The organism is Nonomuraea sp. CX421 (assembly GCF_059358955.1).
In genome coordinates this window covers 55,752-71,605 of record NZ_JCADBK010000025.1, presented here as the reverse complement: position 1 = coordinate 71,605, position 15,854 = coordinate 55,752, and the positions used below count along the sequence as shown (strand labels likewise).

Annotated in this window: 15 protein-coding genes; 5 read left to right on the top strand and 10 right to left on the bottom strand. The window is 69.7% G+C overall.

Annotated elements, in window-relative coordinates; all coding sequences use genetic code 11:
- Positions 1-135: 135 nt before the first annotated feature.
- The 9 genes from AC5L3X_RS32145 to AC5L3X_RS32105 all read right to left on the bottom strand — a co-directional run bounded on the left by AC5L3X_RS32145 (position 136) and on the right by AC5L3X_RS32105 (position 10,196).
- Positions 136-1,128 (bottom strand): PAS domain-containing protein, encoded by a 993-nt coding sequence (locus tag AC5L3X_RS32145; RefSeq protein ID WP_494862020.1) that lies wholly within the window; start codon positions 1,126-1,128, stop codon positions 136-138.
- Positions 1,129-1,161: 33 nt separating this feature from the next.
- Positions 1,162-2,382 (bottom strand): CaiB/BaiF CoA transferase family protein, encoded by a 1,221-nt coding sequence (locus AC5L3X_RS32140; RefSeq protein WP_494862018.1) that lies wholly within the window; start codon positions 2,380-2,382, stop codon positions 1,162-1,164.
- A gap of 27 nt (positions 2,383-2,409) precedes the next feature.
- Entirely contained in the window at positions 2,410-3,891 is a 1,482-nt protein-coding gene (locus tag AC5L3X_RS32135; RefSeq protein ID WP_494862016.1) for an aldehyde dehydrogenase family protein, read from the bottom strand.
- Complete coding sequence (locus AC5L3X_RS32130) at positions 3,888-4,373, bottom strand: MaoC family dehydratase (protein WP_225263988.1); 486 nt, start codon at positions 4,371-4,373, stop codon at positions 3,888-3,890. Before AC5L3X_RS32130 ends, AC5L3X_RS32135 begins: the two co-directional genes overlap by 4 nt.
- A complete protein-coding gene (locus tag AC5L3X_RS32125) occupies positions 4,370-5,293 on the bottom strand; it encodes an HpcH/HpaI aldolase/citrate lyase family protein (RefSeq protein WP_494862015.1) in 924 nt (307 codons plus the stop codon). Before AC5L3X_RS32125 ends, AC5L3X_RS32130 begins: the two co-directional genes overlap by 4 nt.
- On the bottom strand, positions 5,293-6,459 hold the full coding sequence (locus AC5L3X_RS32120) for an acyl-CoA dehydrogenase family protein (protein ID WP_494862013.1): 1,167 nt from the start codon (positions 6,457-6,459) through the stop codon (positions 5,293-5,295). The genes AC5L3X_RS32125 and AC5L3X_RS32120 overlap by 1 nt, the downstream gene beginning before the upstream one ends.
- A 26-nt stretch (positions 6,460-6,485) precedes the next feature.
- The gene (locus AC5L3X_RS32115; RefSeq protein WP_494862012.1) at positions 6,486-8,135 is read right to left on the bottom strand and encodes an AMP-binding protein; all 1,650 of its coding nucleotides are present in this window, start codon (positions 8,133-8,135) and stop codon (positions 6,486-6,488) included.
- A gap of 94 nt (positions 8,136-8,229) precedes the next feature.
- Positions 8,230-9,003 carry an SDR family NAD(P)-dependent oxidoreductase gene (locus tag AC5L3X_RS32110; RefSeq protein ID WP_494862011.1) on the bottom strand — a complete coding sequence of 258 codons (774 nt, stop codon included), beginning with the start codon at positions 9,001-9,003 and terminating at the stop codon, positions 8,230-8,232.
- A 32-nt stretch (positions 9,004-9,035) separates the two neighbouring features.
- On the bottom strand, positions 9,036-10,196 hold the full coding sequence (locus tag AC5L3X_RS32105) for an acyl-CoA dehydrogenase family protein (protein WP_494862085.1): 1,161 nt from the start codon (positions 10,194-10,196) through the stop codon (positions 9,036-9,038).
- A gap of 136 nt (positions 10,197-10,332) precedes the next feature.
- On the opposite strand from AC5L3X_RS32105, the gene AC5L3X_RS32100 reads away from it, so the two are divergent.
- The 4 genes from AC5L3X_RS32100 (at position 10,333) to AC5L3X_RS32085 (ending at position 14,206) form a co-directional block, all read left to right on the top strand.
- Positions 10,333-11,520 carry a thiolase family protein gene (locus AC5L3X_RS32100; RefSeq protein WP_494862010.1) on the top strand — a complete coding sequence of 396 codons (1,188 nt, stop codon included), beginning with the start codon at positions 10,333-10,335 and terminating at the stop codon, positions 11,518-11,520.
- A 69-nt stretch (positions 11,521-11,589) separates the two neighbouring features.
- Complete coding sequence (locus AC5L3X_RS32095) at positions 11,590-12,354, top strand: SDR family NAD(P)-dependent oxidoreductase (protein WP_494862008.1); 765 nt, start codon at positions 11,590-11,592, stop codon at positions 12,352-12,354.
- Positions 12,351-13,118 carry a crotonase/enoyl-CoA hydratase family protein gene (locus AC5L3X_RS32090; protein WP_189128084.1) on the top strand — a complete coding sequence of 256 codons (768 nt, stop codon included), beginning with the start codon at positions 12,351-12,353 and terminating at the stop codon, positions 13,116-13,118. Before AC5L3X_RS32095 ends, AC5L3X_RS32090 begins: the two co-directional genes overlap by 4 nt.
- 50 nt (positions 13,119-13,168) lie before the next feature.
- Positions 13,169-14,206 carry an LLM class flavin-dependent oxidoreductase gene (locus tag AC5L3X_RS32085; RefSeq protein WP_358486113.1) on the top strand — a complete coding sequence of 346 codons (1,038 nt, stop codon included), beginning with the start codon at positions 13,169-13,171 and terminating at the stop codon, positions 14,204-14,206.
- A 23-nt stretch (positions 14,207-14,229) separates the two neighbouring features.
- Here the strand turns inward: AC5L3X_RS32085 and AC5L3X_RS32080 are convergent, their stop codons facing one another.
- The gene (locus AC5L3X_RS32080) at positions 14,230-15,375 is read right to left on the bottom strand and encodes a cytochrome P450 (RefSeq protein WP_494862006.1); all 1,146 of its coding nucleotides are present in this window, start codon (positions 15,373-15,375) and stop codon (positions 14,230-14,232) included.
- A 107-nt stretch (positions 15,376-15,482) separates the two neighbouring features.
- Between AC5L3X_RS32080 and AC5L3X_RS32075 the strand changes: the two genes are divergently transcribed.
- Entirely contained in the window at positions 15,483-15,791 is a 309-nt protein-coding gene (locus tag AC5L3X_RS32075) for a ferredoxin (RefSeq protein WP_494862004.1), read from the top strand.
- The last annotated feature ends 63 nt before the right edge of the window (positions 15,792-15,854 follow it).

The window sequence follows — 15,854 nt, the reverse complement described above, 5'->3', positions numbered from 1 at the left end:
GGAGCATCCAGCCAGTCAACGTTCTTCCAGAATTTTGAGCATGCTGCGCAGTCAGCGGCCACCACGAGCGATGACAGGTGAGCACAGCGACCAGCATCGACCGGCTCGACGCGGAGCTCCTGATCGCGCTCAGGCTCAGGAGGCGTCGCGGGAGCGGATGGCCTCGGTGCGGATCCTGGCGAGATGAGCTTCGAACGCCACCACATCGAACGGGACGGCTGACGCCTCCAGCTCGTTGCCCAGGGCGTACAGCAGGTCCATGCCGCCCCGGCTCGCGGCGAACTCCTCGTCGATCGGACGGACCAGGCCGCCGATCGCGTCCTCGGCCCGGTGACGTATGAAGAGGATCCGCCACTGCCCGAGGAACAGGCGGAACTCCTCCAGCCGGTCGTTCGCCTCGGCGACCTCGGAGACGATCTCGCGGAGCGTCAGGTTGACCTGCCGCGCCCTGGCCGACATCTCCAGCACGCTGTCCCGCATGGCGTCGCAGATCAGCGGCACATCGTTCAGCGAGGCCGGCGGCGCGACGCCGTCCACGACCTCGGCGGCGAACGCGGCGACCATGTCGTTGTGCAGGCTCGCCAGCGCGATCCCCAGCCGCAGATCCGTGACGTGCGAGCGCAGCGCGGCGAGCCTGGACACCAGGCGCTCCAGCGTGGTCACGGCGGTGCGGGTCGGCGTGGCCATCACCCGGGCGACGTCGGACAGCACCGGCGCGGTGTCGGCGACCTTCTCGGAGGCCCGCTGGGCGGCGACGACCGCGGAGTCGAGCCGGCGGGCGACGTCGAGGACCTGCGCCGACGACCGCACGAGCCGCTCGCTGAGCACCCGGTAGCCTTCCAGCCGCTCGACCAGGTCGGCCAGTCGCGTTCCCAGCGCTCCCGCCTCGGCCAGGACCTCCGCGATCGGGCCCCGCGCCGAAGGCCGGGCGTACGTCACGGACCCTGACCGGCCGCGCACCGCGATCTCGGCGGTCAGCCCCTCGGTGAGGAAGGCGTCGAGGGAGCCGAAGCCGAGCCCGAGCGACAGCTGTTCGAGGTGCTCCATGCCGACCCGCGCGACGTCGCGGCGGCTCATCCCGGGGCGTCCGGCCGCCTCGGACTCGACGTCGGCGACGAGCTCGTACATCTGCTTGACCTGGCTGACGCCTCGTGAGCCCTGCTACGCGGAGGCCGGCGCCGTCACCCGCCGTTCGGCCAGCGCGTCGAGCTCGGTCTCCGTCAGCTTGAGCACGTCCGCCAGCACCTCCCTGGTGTGCTCGCCGATGGCGGGGACCCCTTCGTAGGCGGGTCCCTCATAACCGGCCAGGTGCAGGACGGGCCCCGGCATCAGGACCGAGCCCAGGATGGAGTTGCCCGTCAGCTCCACCAGCGTCCGCTCCCGGAAGTGCGGATCGGCCAGGACGTCGCTCGCGTCGTTGACCGGCGCGGACACCACCTCGAACGTGTCCAGGACGGCGAGGATCTCGTCACGCGGACGGGACGCGACCCAGGCGGTCACCTCCTCCTGGACGGCCTCGTTGTTGGCCATCCGGTCGGCGTTGGTCGCGAAGCGCGGATCCTCGATCAGCTCCGGGCGGCCCATGGCGTCGAACAGCCGCCTGGCGATGCCCTGATTGGACGCCGCGATGGACAGCCAGCGGCCATCGGACGCCTGGTAGATGCCGCGCGGCGAGGCGGCTCCGGTGCCGTTGCCCTCACGTCTCTGGATCTCCCCGGTGGCCTGGAACTTCAGAACCAGGTCACCCAGGATGAACAGGAGGGGCTCGTAGAGCGCGACGTCGACGACCTCTCCGGTGCCGGCGCGCTCTCTCTTGAACAACGCCATCGCCGTGCCCATCGCGGCGGAGATCCCCGCGATCGAGTCGGCGAACCCGAACGGCGGCGAGGTGGGGGGCGTCTCCGGCCAGCCGTTGATGAAGGCGAACCCACTGGCCGTCTCGGCGACGGTCCCGAAACCGGGCCGTTCCCGGTAGGGGCCGGTCTGCCCGAACCCGGACACCCGCGTCAGGATCAGCCCCGGGTTGTCCTGCGACAGCACCTCGTAGCCGAGGCCCCAGGCCTCCAGGCGCCCCGGGCGGAACGACTCGATGACGACGTCGACGGAGGCCGCGAGCCGGCGCACCAGCCCACGGCCCTCATCGGTCCGCAGGTCGATGCCGACCGAGCGCTTTCCGGCGTTGAGACGGGTGAACCCGAGGGACAGTCCGTCCTTCTGCGGCGTCCAGTGCCGGGCGAAATCGCCGGTCGACGGATCCTCAACCTTGATCACCTGGGCGCCGAAGTCGCGCAGCATGCGTCCGGCGGTGGGCGCGGCGTACATCGTGCCCAGTTCGAGCACCCGGATGCCGTCGAGCGGCCCCGCTTTCATCTGCTCGTTCACCTGCTTGTCCTTCGCTTCACGGGGTGCTCAGACCCGCCACTGGATGTGCTTGACCTCGAGGTACTCGCGCATGCCCCACTCGCCCAGCTCACGGCCGAGTCCGGACCGGCCGTACCCGCCGAACGGCGCGTCCGGGCGCATGCTCCCGCCACCGTTGATCCACACAGTGCCCGCGCGCACCCGCTCGGCGACGCGCCTCGCCTCCGCGGGGTCGTCGCACCAGATGTTGGCCGCCAGCCCGTACGGGGTGTCGTTCGCCAGCCGGATCGCATCCTCGGTGTCCTTGAACGGCATGATCACCGCCACCGGCCCGAAGATCTCCTCCTGCACGGCACGGGCGTCGGCGGGCAGGCCGCCCAGCAGCACCGGATTGACGAACCAGCCCTTGTCCGGCAGTGGCCGGGTCACCTCCAGCAGCTTCGAGCCGCCCTCCGCGACCGCCTGGTCGATGAAGCCGCGCACGCGCTGCTGGTGGTCGGGCCGGATCATGGGGCCGATGTTCGTGGCGGGGTCCCACGGATCGCCGACGATCATCTGGTCGAAGGCCGCGGCGCCCGCCTCCAGGAACTCGTCGTAGGAGCTCTCGTGAACGAGCAGCCGGGCCAGCGCCGCGCAGCCCTGACCCGCGTTGCGGGACCAGCGGAGGTGCATCTCGACAGCGATCTTGCGGACGTCCACGCCGGGCATGACGATGTTCGGGGACTTGCCGCCGAGTTCGAGCGTCACGCCCTTGAGGGTGGGGGCCGCCTGGGCCATGATCTGCGCGCCGACGCCGTCGGAGCCGGTGAAGGAGACCCGGTCGACGCCGGGGTGCGAGGAGAGCCGCTTGCCGACGTCCGCCTGGCCGATGATCACGTTCATGACGCCCGGGGGCAGCCCTGCCTCGCGGATGAGCTCCCCGAGCAGGAGCGTCGTCAGCGGGGTACGGGGAGACGGCAGCAGCACGACGGTGCAGCCGGCGGCAAGGGCCGCGCCGAACTTGAACACGGCCAGGTTGAGCGGGTAGTTGTAGCCGGTGATGGCCGCCACGACGCCGACCGGCTCGTGCACCACGTCGCTCATGGTCGGCACCGGGTCGTGCCAGCCGCCGAGGTGCTGGGTGCGGTCGATCTTCGCCGCCTCCGCCGCCCATCGCAGGTGCTGCTCCACCGCCATCCTGACCTGCAGGTACGACGCCAGCGATACGGGTGTGCCGACCTCGTTGACGATCGAGGGCAGCAGCCGGTCGGCGGCGGCCTCAAGGACGTCGGCGAGGCGGTGGAGGTGCCGGGACCGCTCCTTGCCCGACAGCCTGGACCAGGGGCCGAACGCCTCGCGGGCGGCGGCCACGGCCGCGTCGACCTGGTCGGCCGAGGCGCCTCCGACGTTCGCGATCACCTCTTCCGTGGCCGGGTTGTACACGTCCCAGCGCTCCCCCTCGGGCTCGGCCATCCGGTCGCCGATGGTGAGCCGCCTGACCGGGGGGATCCAGTCGCGCATCGGGTGGGCAGCAGCGTCTGTCTGGGTCATCGCGCGCCTTCTTCACTCTCGCCCGGCTCAGCCGGCCTGGTCATCATCAAACCGACTCGTTTGCAGAAGCAGACCAGCACGTCGTGCTGGTTGTAACCCCGGTGCTCGAACCACACGATGCCGGAGTCGTCCCGGCTCTTGGAGAGCCGCTTGTCCACGATGGTCGTCTCGGCCCGCAGCGTGTCACCGTGGAACACCGGATGCGGGAAGGTGATCTCGTCGTATCCGAGATTGCCGAGCGTCGTGCCCATGGTGAGTTCGGGGACGTGGAAGGCCCCGATCAGGGCGACGGTGAACAGGCTGTTGACCACCCGCCGGCCGTGGATCGTCTTCTTGGAGAACTCCTCGTCGAGATGCAGCGGCTGCAGGTTCATGGTGAGCGAGGTGAACATGATGTTGTCCATCTCGGTGACGGTCCGGGTGAACGGATGCCGGTAGACCCGGCCCACCTCGAACTCCTCGAAGTAGAGTCCGCGCATCATCGCCCTGCCTCCTCGTGCGTCTCCTCGTGCGTCTCCTCGCGTGACTCCTCGTGCGCGCGGGCGCTCTCCAGCCAGAGCAGCGCCTTGTCGTAGTGGGCCCGGTCGATGTGCAGCCCCCGGTAGCGCAGGGCGCCGCTGCCCTCCCGCGCCGCCCGCTCGTAGGCGGAGACCATGCCCTCGTAGAAGTCGATCTCCTCGGGTGAGGCGGAGAACACCGAGTTCAGCACCGGCACGTGGCTCGGGTGGATCGCGATCATGCCGCGGAACCCGAGCCGGCGTCCCTGGCGGGCGAAGGTCTCCAGGCCGTCCAGGTCGTCGATCCGCTCCCAGAGGCCGGTGAGCGCGTGCAGCCCCGCGCCCCGGCAGGCGAGCAGCACGCGGCTGCGCAGGTACAGCGTTTCCAGGCCCTCCGGCGTCCATTCGAACCCGACCTCGCGAGCGATGTCGGCGTGCTCGGCGGTGGGGCCGATCATCGCCCCGACCCGCGGGGAGGCGGCGGCGATCTCGGCGCAGTTCTGGATCGCCTTGACCGTCTCCACCGGCACGATGTACTCCAGGCCGGTCACCCCGTTGCGATGCTCGAAGTGATCGAGGAGCGTGTCGTACCTGAGCACGTCGGTCGCCCGTTCGATCTTGGGGGCGAAGACGACGTCGAGGCCGGGCACGACGACCTCTTCGAGGTCGGCCCCGGTCAGGCGGGTCGACAGGCCGTTGACCCGCACCCCGATGCCGACCGTGGCGTCGAGCGAGCGCAGGCGCCCGATCGAGCCGGCCACCGCCGCTCTGGCGGCGGCCTTCTCCCCGGCGGGGACGGAGTCCTCGAGGTCCAGGATGATCGCGTCGGCGCCCGCCCTGAGCGCCTTCTCCGCCCAGGCCGGTTTGTGCCCGGGGACGAAGAGGATGGATCGGTACGGCCTCATCAGTAGCTCCTGGGCAGGCCGAGCACGTGCTCGGCCAGGTAGTTGAGCACCATCTCCTGGCTGATCGGCGCGATCCGCATCAGCCGCGCCTCACGGAAGTACCGCTCCACGTGGAACTCCTTGCTGTATCCGTAGCCGCCGTGCACGGAGATGGCGACGTCCGCCGCGTGGAATCCCGCCTCCGCGGCCAGGTACTTCGCCTCGTTGGCCTGTTCGGCGTGCGGAAGGTCGTTGTCGATGAGCCAGGCCGCCTTCTGGCACATCAACTCGGCCGCGTCGAGCCGCATCCGGGCTTCCGCGAGCTGGAAGGCGATGCCCTGGTTCTGGCCGATCGGCCGGCCGAAGACGTTGCGCTCCTTGGCGTACTCGGTCGCCCGGCGCAGGGCCGCTCTGCCGAGGCCGAGCGCGGCGTTCGCCGAGATCACCCGTTCGGCGTTGAGTCCGGCGAGGATCGCCTTGAAGCCCTGCCCCACCTCGCCGATGACGTCCTCGTCGGGGACGAACAGGTCGTCGATGAACAGTTCGTTGGTGTCGACCGCGTTGCGCCCCATCTTGGGGATCCTGCGAATCGTGATCCGTTCGCGGTCCAGAGGAGCGAAGAAGAGCGTCATGCCCGCCGTCCGCTTCGGCGAGTCCTCCCGCCGCGACGTGCGGCAGAGCAGGAACAGCCGTTCGGCCTCCTGCGCCTTGCTGATCCACACCTTCTTGCCGGAGACGAGGAAGCCTCCGTCGACCTTGCGGGCGAAGGTGGAGATGTTGGTGGTGTCGGTGCCCGCGTCCGGCTCGGTCACCGCGAACGACACATGCAGGTCGCCGGCCACCGCCCGGGGCAGGAACCGCCGCTTGAGCTGCTCGCTTCCGTACTTGATGAGCGACTCGAAGCCGAAGATGCCGATGTGGACCGCGGTGCAGCCGCCCATCCCGGCACCCGACGCGGAGATCTCCTGCTCGACGATCGCCGCCTCGGTCACGCCGAGCCCCCCGCCGTCGTACTCGGTGGGGATGGTCAGCCCGAGCCAGCCGCTCTTGGCGATGGCGTCGTAGAACTCCCAGGGGAATTCCTGGTTCTCGTCGCGCTCCATCCAGTATTCGTCCGGGAAATCCGCGCAGACCCTGCGGACGGCCTGCCGGATCTCCTCGTGAAGAGGGTCAGCGCGGAAGTCCATGGTGTCCTCCACTCTCTCTGCTGTCTTCAGCCACGACCGGCGGCCCACACGGTCCGGTCGTACGTCGAGGACGTGATCCCCTCGTCGCGGAGCGCCGCCTTGCGCACCTTCTCCGACGGCGTCTTGGGCAGCGCCTCGACGAACCGGATGAAGCGCGGCACGGCGAAGGCCGGGATCCTGCCCTCGCAGAAGGCCCAGATCCCCGCCGCGTCGACCGGGCGGGAGACGGTGATGACCGCCATCACCTCGTCCTCTCCCGCCTCGACGTCCGCCGCGACGCCGATCACCGCGCATTCGAGGACGGCCTCGTGCCCGTAGATCGCCTGCTCGATCTCGTAGGAGCTGATGTTCTCGCCGCGCCGACGCAGGGCGTCCTTGTAGCGGTCCACGAAGTAGAACCAGCCGTCGGCGTCCTGGCGCAGCGCGTCACCGGTGTGGAACCAGAGGTTACGCCACGCCTCGACGGTCTTGTCCGGCATGCCGTAGTAGCCCATGCTGCACGTCCACGGCCGCCGTGGCCTGACCACCAGCTCTCCGACCTCGCCGACCGCGACCTCCTCGTCGGTCGCCGGGTCCACCAGCCGGATGTCGAACCAGTCGGCCGCCTGGAGACCGGCCGCGCCGGCCGGCCGGTCCTCGCCGTACGGCGACAGGATCGGGGCGGAGGTCTCGGTGAGGCCGAAGACCTCGACGAAGGCCTCGATGCCGAACCGCTCCTTGAACTCACGCAGGATCGACGACGCGGTGGGGGCGGCGAAGACGCAGCGGAGCCTGTTGTCGCGGTCGTCCTGTCTCGGCGCCTGATTCCAGACGAAGTCCATCATCACGCCGAGCAGGTTGGTCACCGTCACGTCGTGTTCGCGGAGCTGGTCGATCCAGCGGCTGGCGCTGAACTTCGACCGCACCACCAGCCGGGCGCCGGCGATCAGCGCCGGGTAGGCCGCCATGAACTTCGCGTTGCCGTGGAACAACGGGGTGCAGGTGAAGTAGGTGTCCTCGCTCGTCAGCCTGGTGAGGGACACCACCTCCTCACCGAAGAAGTACATCTGCGCGTGCGGCATGGCCACCCCCTTGGATGGCCCGGTGGTGCCGGAGGTGAAGAAGATCGAGGCCAGGTCGCTCATCTCCGGGTCCGTTCCCGGCTTCGCCGCCGCCTGCTCGAAGGCGGTCCACGGCTCCGCCTGCCAGCCATGGGCCCGCAACGCCGACACCGCGCGGTCGGCGCCGCCCGTGTCGATGACCCAGAACTTCTCGATGCCCCGCACGTGCTCGGCGATGGCGACGAACCGCTCGGCGAACACGTCGTCGATCACCGCCCACCGGGGTGCGACGACGGTGCTCTGATGGCGCAGGAACTCGCCCTCGTAGGCCGTGTTGATCGGCACCTCCACCAGCCCGGCGACCGCGCTGCCCAGCCAGGTGCGGATGAACTGGGAGGAGTTGGCCGCCATGACGAGGACCCGGTCACCGGACTCGGCGCCCGCCGCGAGCAGACCACCGGACACGCGTTCGGCGGCGTCGAGCATCTCGGCGTAGGTCCACTGCCGCCCCTCCTCCGGAGCGATCAGAAAGGTGTCGCCGGGCCGGCGCGCCGCGTGGTGGCGCAGGACCTTGGGCGAGGTCCAGAGCCCGGCATCCTCGAATGTCGGCTTCAAATCCGTGTACGTGCGGGTCATCGCGGTGGAACCTCCAACGACGGGGACATGCCGGGCGACCCGGCGGCGGGCGGAAACGGGAGCGGCCTGCTCCGCGGTCGACTGGCCGTCCGGCCTACTTGGCCACGAGGCCACCGTCAACCGGGACCGTGACACCCGTGACGAAGCTGGCGTCGTCGCTGGCCAGGAACGCCACCACCGAGGCGATCTCCGCGGGCTGCGCCGCCCGGCCCAGTGGGATGCCGGCCACGAAGTCCGCCGCCAGCGCCGTCACGTCGGCGCCCCGCTCGCGCCCAAAGAAGGAGGCCAGCATCGGGGTCTCCACCGTGCCGGGGCAGATGCAGTTGACCCTGATGCCGTCGGGCGCGCCGGCCAGCGCCAGTGCCCGGGTGAAGCCGACCAGGGACGCCTTGGTCAGCGAGTAGATGGGGCTGAACGGGGATCCGACCAGAGCCGAGGTCGACGCCGTCATGGTGACGGAGCCCTTCTTGCCGGCCTTCTTGAGCAGGTCGAACGCGAGCGTCGCGCTGAAGAAGACGCTCTTGACGTTGACGTCGATGTTGCGCTGGAACTCCTCTTCGGAGATGTCCAGGCCGGCGGCGCCGGGCATGCCCACCTGGTTGTGCATGATGTGCAGGACCCCGTCCTCCGCCTCGACGCGCGCGTAGAGCGCGCGCAGGGCGGCGACGCTGGTGGCGTCGACCTGCTGGGGCACGGCGACGCCGCCCTGCTCCTCGACCTCCTTGGCCACGGTGGTCGCCGAGTCGCCGTTCAGGTCGGCGACGTAGACCTTCGCCCCCTCGGCGGCGAGCCGGTGGCAGATGGCGCGGCCCATCCCCGAACCGCCGCCGATGACCGCGGCGACGCGGCCCTGAAGTCGTGATGACATGAGTTCTCCCTGGTCTGGTCGTGCCGGGTGGGTCAGCGCCGCTGGTCGAAGGTGCGCCCGAGCAGTTCGGAGACGATACGGATGCGCTGCATGCTAGGGGTCCCCCCGGCCAGGGCCCACCCGTGGGCGTCCCTGTGCAGCCGTTCGATGCCGTACTCCTCGGTGTAGCCGTTGCCGCCGTGGATCTGCATGGCGAGGTCGGTGACCCGCTTGGCCATCTCGTTGGCGGTGCACTTGGCGAGCGAGACCTCCAGCGGGTCGGGCAGGCCCGCGCCCGCGTTCTCCACCGCCCGCCGGATCAGCAGCCTGGTCGCCTCCACCTGCATCGCCATGTCCGCCAGCGACATCTGGACGCTCTGGAACTCGACCAAAGGCTTGCCGAACTGCTCGCGCTCCTGGGCGTAGGCGATGCTCCGGTCGAACGCGGCCTGCCCGATGGCGAGGCTCATGGTCGAGTTGCCGAGCCGCTCGATGGAGAACGCCGTGAACAGCCGGCGGAAGCCGCCCGGCCCGATCACGACGTTCTCCGCCGGGACGCGTACGTCCTGGAAGATGACGTCGGCGGACGGGATGCCGCGAAAGCCCATCAGCCGCTCCGGCTTGCCGAAGCTGACGCCCGGAGTGTCGGCGTCGACGATGACCGCCCCGATGCCCTTGGAGCCTGGTTCCTCGCTCATGCGGGCGTAGACCAGATAGGAGTCGGCTTCGCCGCCGTTCGAGATCCACCGCTTCAGGCCGTTGACCACGAACGTCTCGCCGGACCTGACGGCGCGGGTCGTCATGTCGGTCGCCGCCGATCCGGCGTCCGGTTCGGAGATGGCCACCGCCATCGTCGTTTCACCGCTGATGATGCCGGGCAGGTAGCGCTCCCGCTGCTCGTCCGTGCCGATGAGGCTGACCACCTGGGCGGGCCCGGTGTTGGACTCGAAGACCTGGAACGCCGCGGGCCGGCACTGCTTGGCCAGTTCCTCGATGACCACCAGGGCCTCTCTCAGTGTCGCCCCGCCGCCGCCGAACCGCTCAGGCAACGCGATTCCCAGGTAGCCCAGACCGCCCAGATAGCGGCGTTCGTCATGGGGGAACGGGGTGCGCCGCTCGTCCCACTCCTCTGCCACGGGCGCATACCGGTCAAGGGCGACGGCGGCGGCCGCTTCACGTAGCGCCCTCAGTTCGTCAGTGTCACCGTCTGGCATCCGGACACTCATGGGACCTCCCTCATCAAGGTGTTATCTATGATATTGGTGAACATGGATTATTCGTCAAGCCCGCACTCGCCCGACGGTGTTCAGAAGGTATATATTAATCATATATATAGATAGGAGACATAACGTGCCTGCTGCCGTGATCGTCGACGCCGTGCGGTCCCCCATGGGCCGCGGCAAGCAGTCCGGAGCGTTGGCCGGGACCCACCCCGTGGACCTGCTCGCGCAGGTGCTCTCCGCGCTGGTCCGGCGACAGGGAATCGACCCCGGTCTCGTCGATGACGTGCTGGTGGGCTGCGTCGGGCAGGCCGGCGAGCAGTCGGCCACCCCGGGACGCCAGGCCGTGCTCGCCGCGGGGTTCCCCGAGCATGTGCCGTCCGTGACCATCGAGCGCAAGTGCGGCTCGGGCCAGCAGGCGATCGACTTCGCGGTGCAGGGCGTCATGGCGGGGGCGTACGACATGGTGATCGCCGCCGGAGTCGAATCCATGAGCCGGGTCCCGATGGGCTCCGCCCGGATGGACAAGGACCCGTTCGGCGCCGGCGTGAAGGCGCGTTATCCCCTGCTGGTCCCGCAGGGCGTCTCAGCGGAACTCGTGGCGCATAAGTGGTCCCTCTCGCGCGCCCAGCTCGACGACTACGCGGCCCGATCGCACGCCCTCGCCGCCGAGGCCGCTCAGAACGGCGGCTTCGCGGGCGAGATCGTGCCCATCGCCCTGCCGGACGCGGCGGGAGTCTTCGACAATGACGAGACCATCCGCCCCGGCACCACCGGCGAACGGCTCGCCGCGCTCGCTCCCGCCTTCGCCGGGAGCGAGCACGCCCGGCACTTCCCCCATCTCGACTTCAAGGTCACCGCAGGCAACTCGTCCCAGCTCACCGACGGCGCGAGCGCTCTGCTGATCATGAGCGAGGAACGCGCCAGGGAGCTCGGACTGCGGCCCCGCGCCCGGCTGCTCGCCTCGGCCGTCTGCGGCGACGATCCCCTGCTCATGCTGACCGGCCCGATCGCCGCGACCGGCAAGGTGCTCGCGCGGGCCGGGCTGTCGATCGGCGACATCGACGCGGCCGAGGTGAACGAGGCGTTCGCCAGCGTGCCGCTGGCCTGGCGGGCCGAGCACCCCATCGCCGAGAACCGGCTCAATCCGCGTGGCGGGGCCATCGCCCTGGGGCATCCGCTGGGCGCCTCCGGCTGCCGGCTGATGACCACGATGATCAACCATCTCGAGCAGACCGGCGGACGTCTCGGCCTCCAGACCATGTGTGAGGCGGGCGGCATGGCGAACGCCACCGTCGTCGAGATCCTCTCCAGCTAACCTCGCGGCGGCCGTCCCTCGGCGGCCGCGCGGAAGCTGACTTCGCAGAAAGGAAATGATGGTGATGTCATGGACCTGACCGACAGTTCGGCCGTGGTGACCGGAGGCGCCTCCGGTCTCGGCCTGGCGACCGTCCGCCGGCTCACCCGTGCCGGGGTGTTCGTGGTCATCGTTGACCTGCCGGCCTCCAGCGGCGCCGAGGTCGCCAAGGAGTTCGGCGAACACGCCGTCTTCGCCCCGGCCGACGTGACCGATCCCGGCGCTCTGTCCGCGGCCTTCGACCAGGCGGCGGAGCGGCATCCGCTGCGCACCCTGGTGCACTGCGCCGGACGCGGAGGCACCGTGCGGGTGGTGGAGCGCGACGGCAGCCCCGGATCGCTGGACGACTACGAGGCCATCGTCAGGATCAACCTCGTCGGCACGTTCAACGCGCTACGACTGGCCGCGGCCCGGATGGTGACGAACGAGCCGGTCGGCGGGGAGCGCGGCGTCTGCGTGCTGACCGCCTCCGTCGCCGCCTGGGAAGGGCAGATCGGCCAGATCCCCTACGCCTCGGCCAAGGCCGGCGTGGTCGGGATGACCCTGGTCGCCGCCCGCGATCTCGCCCGGAAGCTCGTCCGGGTGAACACCATCGCCCCGGGCGTCTTCGACACCCCCATCCTGAGCAGGCATCCGCGGGAGGTGCTGGACAAGCTCGCGGCGGCGGTGCCGCACCCCTCCCGCCTCGGAGCGCCGGACGAGTACGCGGCACTCGCCATGCACATCCTGGAGAACCCCATGCTGAACGGTGAGACCATCCGGCTGGACGGCGCGATCAGGATGCAGGCCCGATGAGCGACCAGCAGGTGCTGACCGAACGGCACGGCAACGTTCTGGTCGTCACGATCAACCGTCCCGAGGCGCGCAACGCGATCAACACCGTGACCGCCGAGGCGATCGCCGACGCGATGCGGCTGCTGGACGAGGACGACTCGCTCTTCGCCGGCGTCATCACCGGCGCCGGAGGCACGTTCTGCGCGGGGATGGATCTGAAGGCGTTCCTCGCCGGGGAACGCCCCTCGGTGCCGGTGCGCGGGTTCGCCGGAATCGTCGAGGCGCCTCCGCGCAAACCGATCATCGCCGCCGTCGAGGGCTACGCGCTGGCGGGCGGCTTCGAGATCGCCCTGGCGTGCGACCTGCTGGTGGCCGCGGAGGACGCCAGGTTCGGACTGCCCGAGGTCAGGCGGAGCCTGGTGGCCGGGGGCGGCGGCCTGATGCGCCTGTCCCGGCGGATCCCCTACCACCACGCGATGGAGTGGGCGCTGACCGGCGAACTGGTCGACGCCAGGCGCGCCGACGCGGCCGGGCTCGTCAACCGGCTGGTCCCGCCCGGCCAGGCGCTGGCCGCCGCGCTCGAACTGGCGGAACGGATCGCGGCCAACGGCCCCCTGGCGGTCCGCGCCACGAAGCAGATCATCACGAACGCGCGCGACTGGGACTCGGCCACGGAGTTCGACGAGCAGCGCAAGCTGTCCGAGCCGGTGCGTTCCTCTGAGGACGCCCGCGAGGGAGCCCTGGCGTTCACGGAGAAGCGGGCACCTCGGTGGCGTGGCCGATGAGCACACCACCGAGCACGCCACCGGATGCGCGAGGAAAGGCCGGCTGACAGATGGAATTCGGAATCCTGATGGGTGACGAGCGGGTCGAGGTGCCCGCACGCGAGCACCTCGACCTCCTCCTCCGTACGGCGGAGGCCGCCCAGCGCAACGGCTTCACCTACCTGACGATCGGGCAGCACTTCCTGTACGACGGCTACCGGTGGATGCAGCCCATCCCGCTGCTGTCGCGGCTGGCGGCGGAGCTCGACGACGGGGTGAAGCTCGGCACGAGCATCGTCATCGGCCCGCTGTACCACCCGGTCATGCTGGCCGAGGAGCTCGCCACCCTCGACATCCTGACCGGCGGCAAGCTCGTGGTGGCGGTCGGCACCGGCTACCTGCCCCACGAGTACGAACGGCTGGGCGTGCCCTTCAAGGAGCGCTACCAGCGACTGGAGGAGCTGCTCACGATCATGCGTCTGCTGTGGTCGCGGGACCGGGTGTCGTTCTCCGGGAAGTTCTGGCAGCTCGACGACGTGCCTACGCACCTCAGGCCGCTACAGCAGCCGAGCCCGCCGATCTGGATGGGCGCGCAGAAGCAGCTCGGCGTGCGCCGCGCCGCGCGGCTGACGGACGCGTGGACCGTGACACCGCAGCAGACCGTGGACGAGGTCGACGCGCTGGCACGGGTGTTCGCCGCCGAGCGAGCCGCCCTCGGGCTGCCGCTCGGCCGGCTCCCGGTACGCCGCGAACTCATGATCGGCGGCGATCGCGACGATGCGCTCCGGCGCTTCGAGGCGGTCGCCCGAGGCAAGTACGAGGCGTACGCCGACCGGGGCATGGAGGCGCTGACCCAGGAGCAGGTCCGTGAGCGGTTCGCCTCGACCGTCGCGGACCATGTGATCCTCGGCGACGCCGAGGAGTGCCGCCGGCAGGTGCGCGAGCTGGCACGCCGCCTGCCGATGGGACAGCTGCTGGTCCGCCCGCACTGGCCGGGGATGTCGGCGGCCGACGCCACGGCCTACCTGGACGAGGTGGGCCGGGAGATCGTGGCGCCGCTGCGCGACCTCGAGTCGGTGGAGTTCGCGGACTTCCTCCAGCGGGCCTGACCGGTCCGCGCGACGGCCTGCCGTCACCCGGACCGGTCGTCGCGCGGCAACCGGCGCGGTCCGGGGGTGAAGCGGGCCGGGATCTTGTGGAACCCGATGTTGACACCCTGCCGGGCGTAGGGGACGAGACCGTCGAGGTCGATCTCGTAGTCGGGCATCCGCTCGAGGATCTGGCCGATCAGGCTGCGCGCCATGGCCCGCCCGAGGTGCGAACCGGCACAGCGGTGCAGGCCGACGCCGAAGCCGGTGTGCCGGTTGGGCCAGCGGTCGATGTCCAGCTCGTCGGGGTTCTCAAAGCCCCCGGCCTCGTCACGGTTGGCCGACCCCCAGGCCAGCAGGACGCGGTCGCCGGTCCGCATCGGGCAGCCCCGGAACTCGACGTCCCTGGTGACGGTGCGGGCCAGCGCCTGGGTGGGCGAGAAGTAGCGCAGGAACTCCTCGATCGCCCGGTCGAGGAGGCTGGGGTCGTCCTTGATGCGCAGGCGCACGTCCGGGTTCTGGTAGAGCCACACGAGAGTCTGCCCGACGAGCGAGGCGGTCGTGCCGACGCCGCCGGAGATCAGCAGGTCGACAATGGCGAAGACCTCCTCGTCGGTCAGCGGCCTGTCGTCGACCTGCTGCTGGACCAGGAAGCTGATCACGTCGTCGACCGGGTTGAGGCGCCGTTCGGCGATGACCTCCCACATCTGCTTGGACAGGTAGGGCAGGTCCACTTCGACCGCCTGCCGGAACTCCGGGCTGTCCGCCACGGCCGACAGGGTGGCCCGGTGCGCCGAAGAGTAACGTGACCACTCCTCGACCGGCAGCCCGAGCCAGTCGATCGTCACGATCGAGGGCACCCCGATGATCTCCGCGAAGTCGGCCTCGCCGGCCTCGATCACCCGGTCGATGAACCAGGTCGTGTAATGGGAGATCATGTCCAGCATCCGCTCGACGGCGGCCGGAGCCGTGATCAGGTTGACCAGCTTCCGATATTTCCTGAAGTCGGGCGGGTCGATCTCGATGGGGATGTGCAGGTGCATCGGGGTCTTGGGGATGGTCACCGAAAGTCCCTCGCCGCCATAGGACGTGCGAGCGGACGAGAACGTGTAGTCGTCCCGCGCGGCCTCGAAGACGCTCTCGTAGTCCGACAGCACCCAGTAACCCCCATGGGCTTCGGTCCAGGCCACGGGATGCTCCGCCCTCAGTTTCCGATAGGCGCCGACCGGATCCGCGGCATGCTCCGGGGAGTGGTGATCGAAGTGAACAACAGGGCACCGGTCCGGGGACGACATCGATGCACCTTCCTCTCAGGAGACCTCGACGATACTATATTCATGGTTATACTAGATTCGAGCGGTGTCAACATCGAGCCCGAGGCAACCACGGCCGGGGCGTCAAGGAGGAAAGCATGCGGGTGTCCGTTGATCTCAACGTTTGCCAAGGTCACGGTGTCTGCTACATGACGACACCGGAGATCTTCGAGCCACGAGAGGAAGACGGCCAGGCGCACGTCGTCATCAGCGGCGAGCTCCCTCGCGAGCACGAGGACGCGGCCGTACTCGCACAGCAGAGCTGCCCCGAACGGGCCATCACCGTGGAGTGACCGCTGCGGCGCCCGAACACCGGCCCCGAAACGGTCACGTCAGAAAGGTCACATCAGAAGGAG

What these genes read in the sequence shown, in the direction of transcription:
- AC5L3X_RS32095 (WP_494862008.1), top strand. Translation starts at nt 11,590, where the DNA reads ATGGACCTGACCGACAGTTCGGCCGTGGTGACCGGAGGCGCCTCCGGT.
- AC5L3X_RS32085 (WP_358486113.1), top strand. Translation starts at nt 13,169, where the DNA reads ATGGAATTCGGAATCCTGATGGGTGACGAGCGGGTCGAGGTGCCCGCA.
- AC5L3X_RS32105 (WP_494862085.1), bottom strand. Translation starts at nt 10,196, where the DNA reads ATGCCAGACGGTGACACTGACGAACTGAGGGCGCTACGTGAAGCGGCC.
- AC5L3X_RS32075 (WP_494862004.1), top strand. Translation starts at nt 15,483, where the DNA reads ATGCACCTTCCTCTCAGGAGACCTCGACGATACTATATTCATGGTTAT.
- AC5L3X_RS32115 (WP_494862012.1), bottom strand. Translation starts at nt 8,135, where the DNA reads ATGACCCGCACGTACACGGATTTGAAGCCGACATTCGAGGATGCCGGG.
- AC5L3X_RS32090 (WP_189128084.1), top strand. Translation starts at nt 12,351, where the DNA reads ATGAGCGACCAGCAGGTGCTGACCGAACGGCACGGCAACGTTCTGGTC.
- AC5L3X_RS32145 (WP_494862020.1), bottom strand. Translation starts at nt 1,128, where the DNA reads ATGTACGAGCTCGTCGCCGACGTCGAGTCCGAGGCGGCCGGACGCCCC.
- AC5L3X_RS32125 (WP_494862015.1), bottom strand. Translation starts at nt 5,293, where the DNA reads ATGAGGCCGTACCGATCCATCCTCTTCGTCCCCGGGCACAAACCGGCC.
- AC5L3X_RS32120 (WP_494862013.1), bottom strand. Translation starts at nt 6,459, where the DNA reads ATGGACTTCCGCGCTGACCCTCTTCACGAGGAGATCCGGCAGGCCGTC.
- AC5L3X_RS32135 (WP_494862016.1), bottom strand. Translation starts at nt 3,891, where the DNA reads ATGACCCAGACAGACGCTGCTGCCCACCCGATGCGCGACTGGATCCCC.
- AC5L3X_RS32110 (WP_494862011.1), bottom strand. Translation starts at nt 9,003, where the DNA reads ATGTCATCACGACTTCAGGGCCGCGTCGCCGCGGTCATCGGCGGCGGT.
- AC5L3X_RS32130 (WP_225263988.1), bottom strand. Translation starts at nt 4,373, where the DNA reads ATGATGCGCGGACTCTACTTCGAGGAGTTCGAGGTGGGCCGGGTCTAC.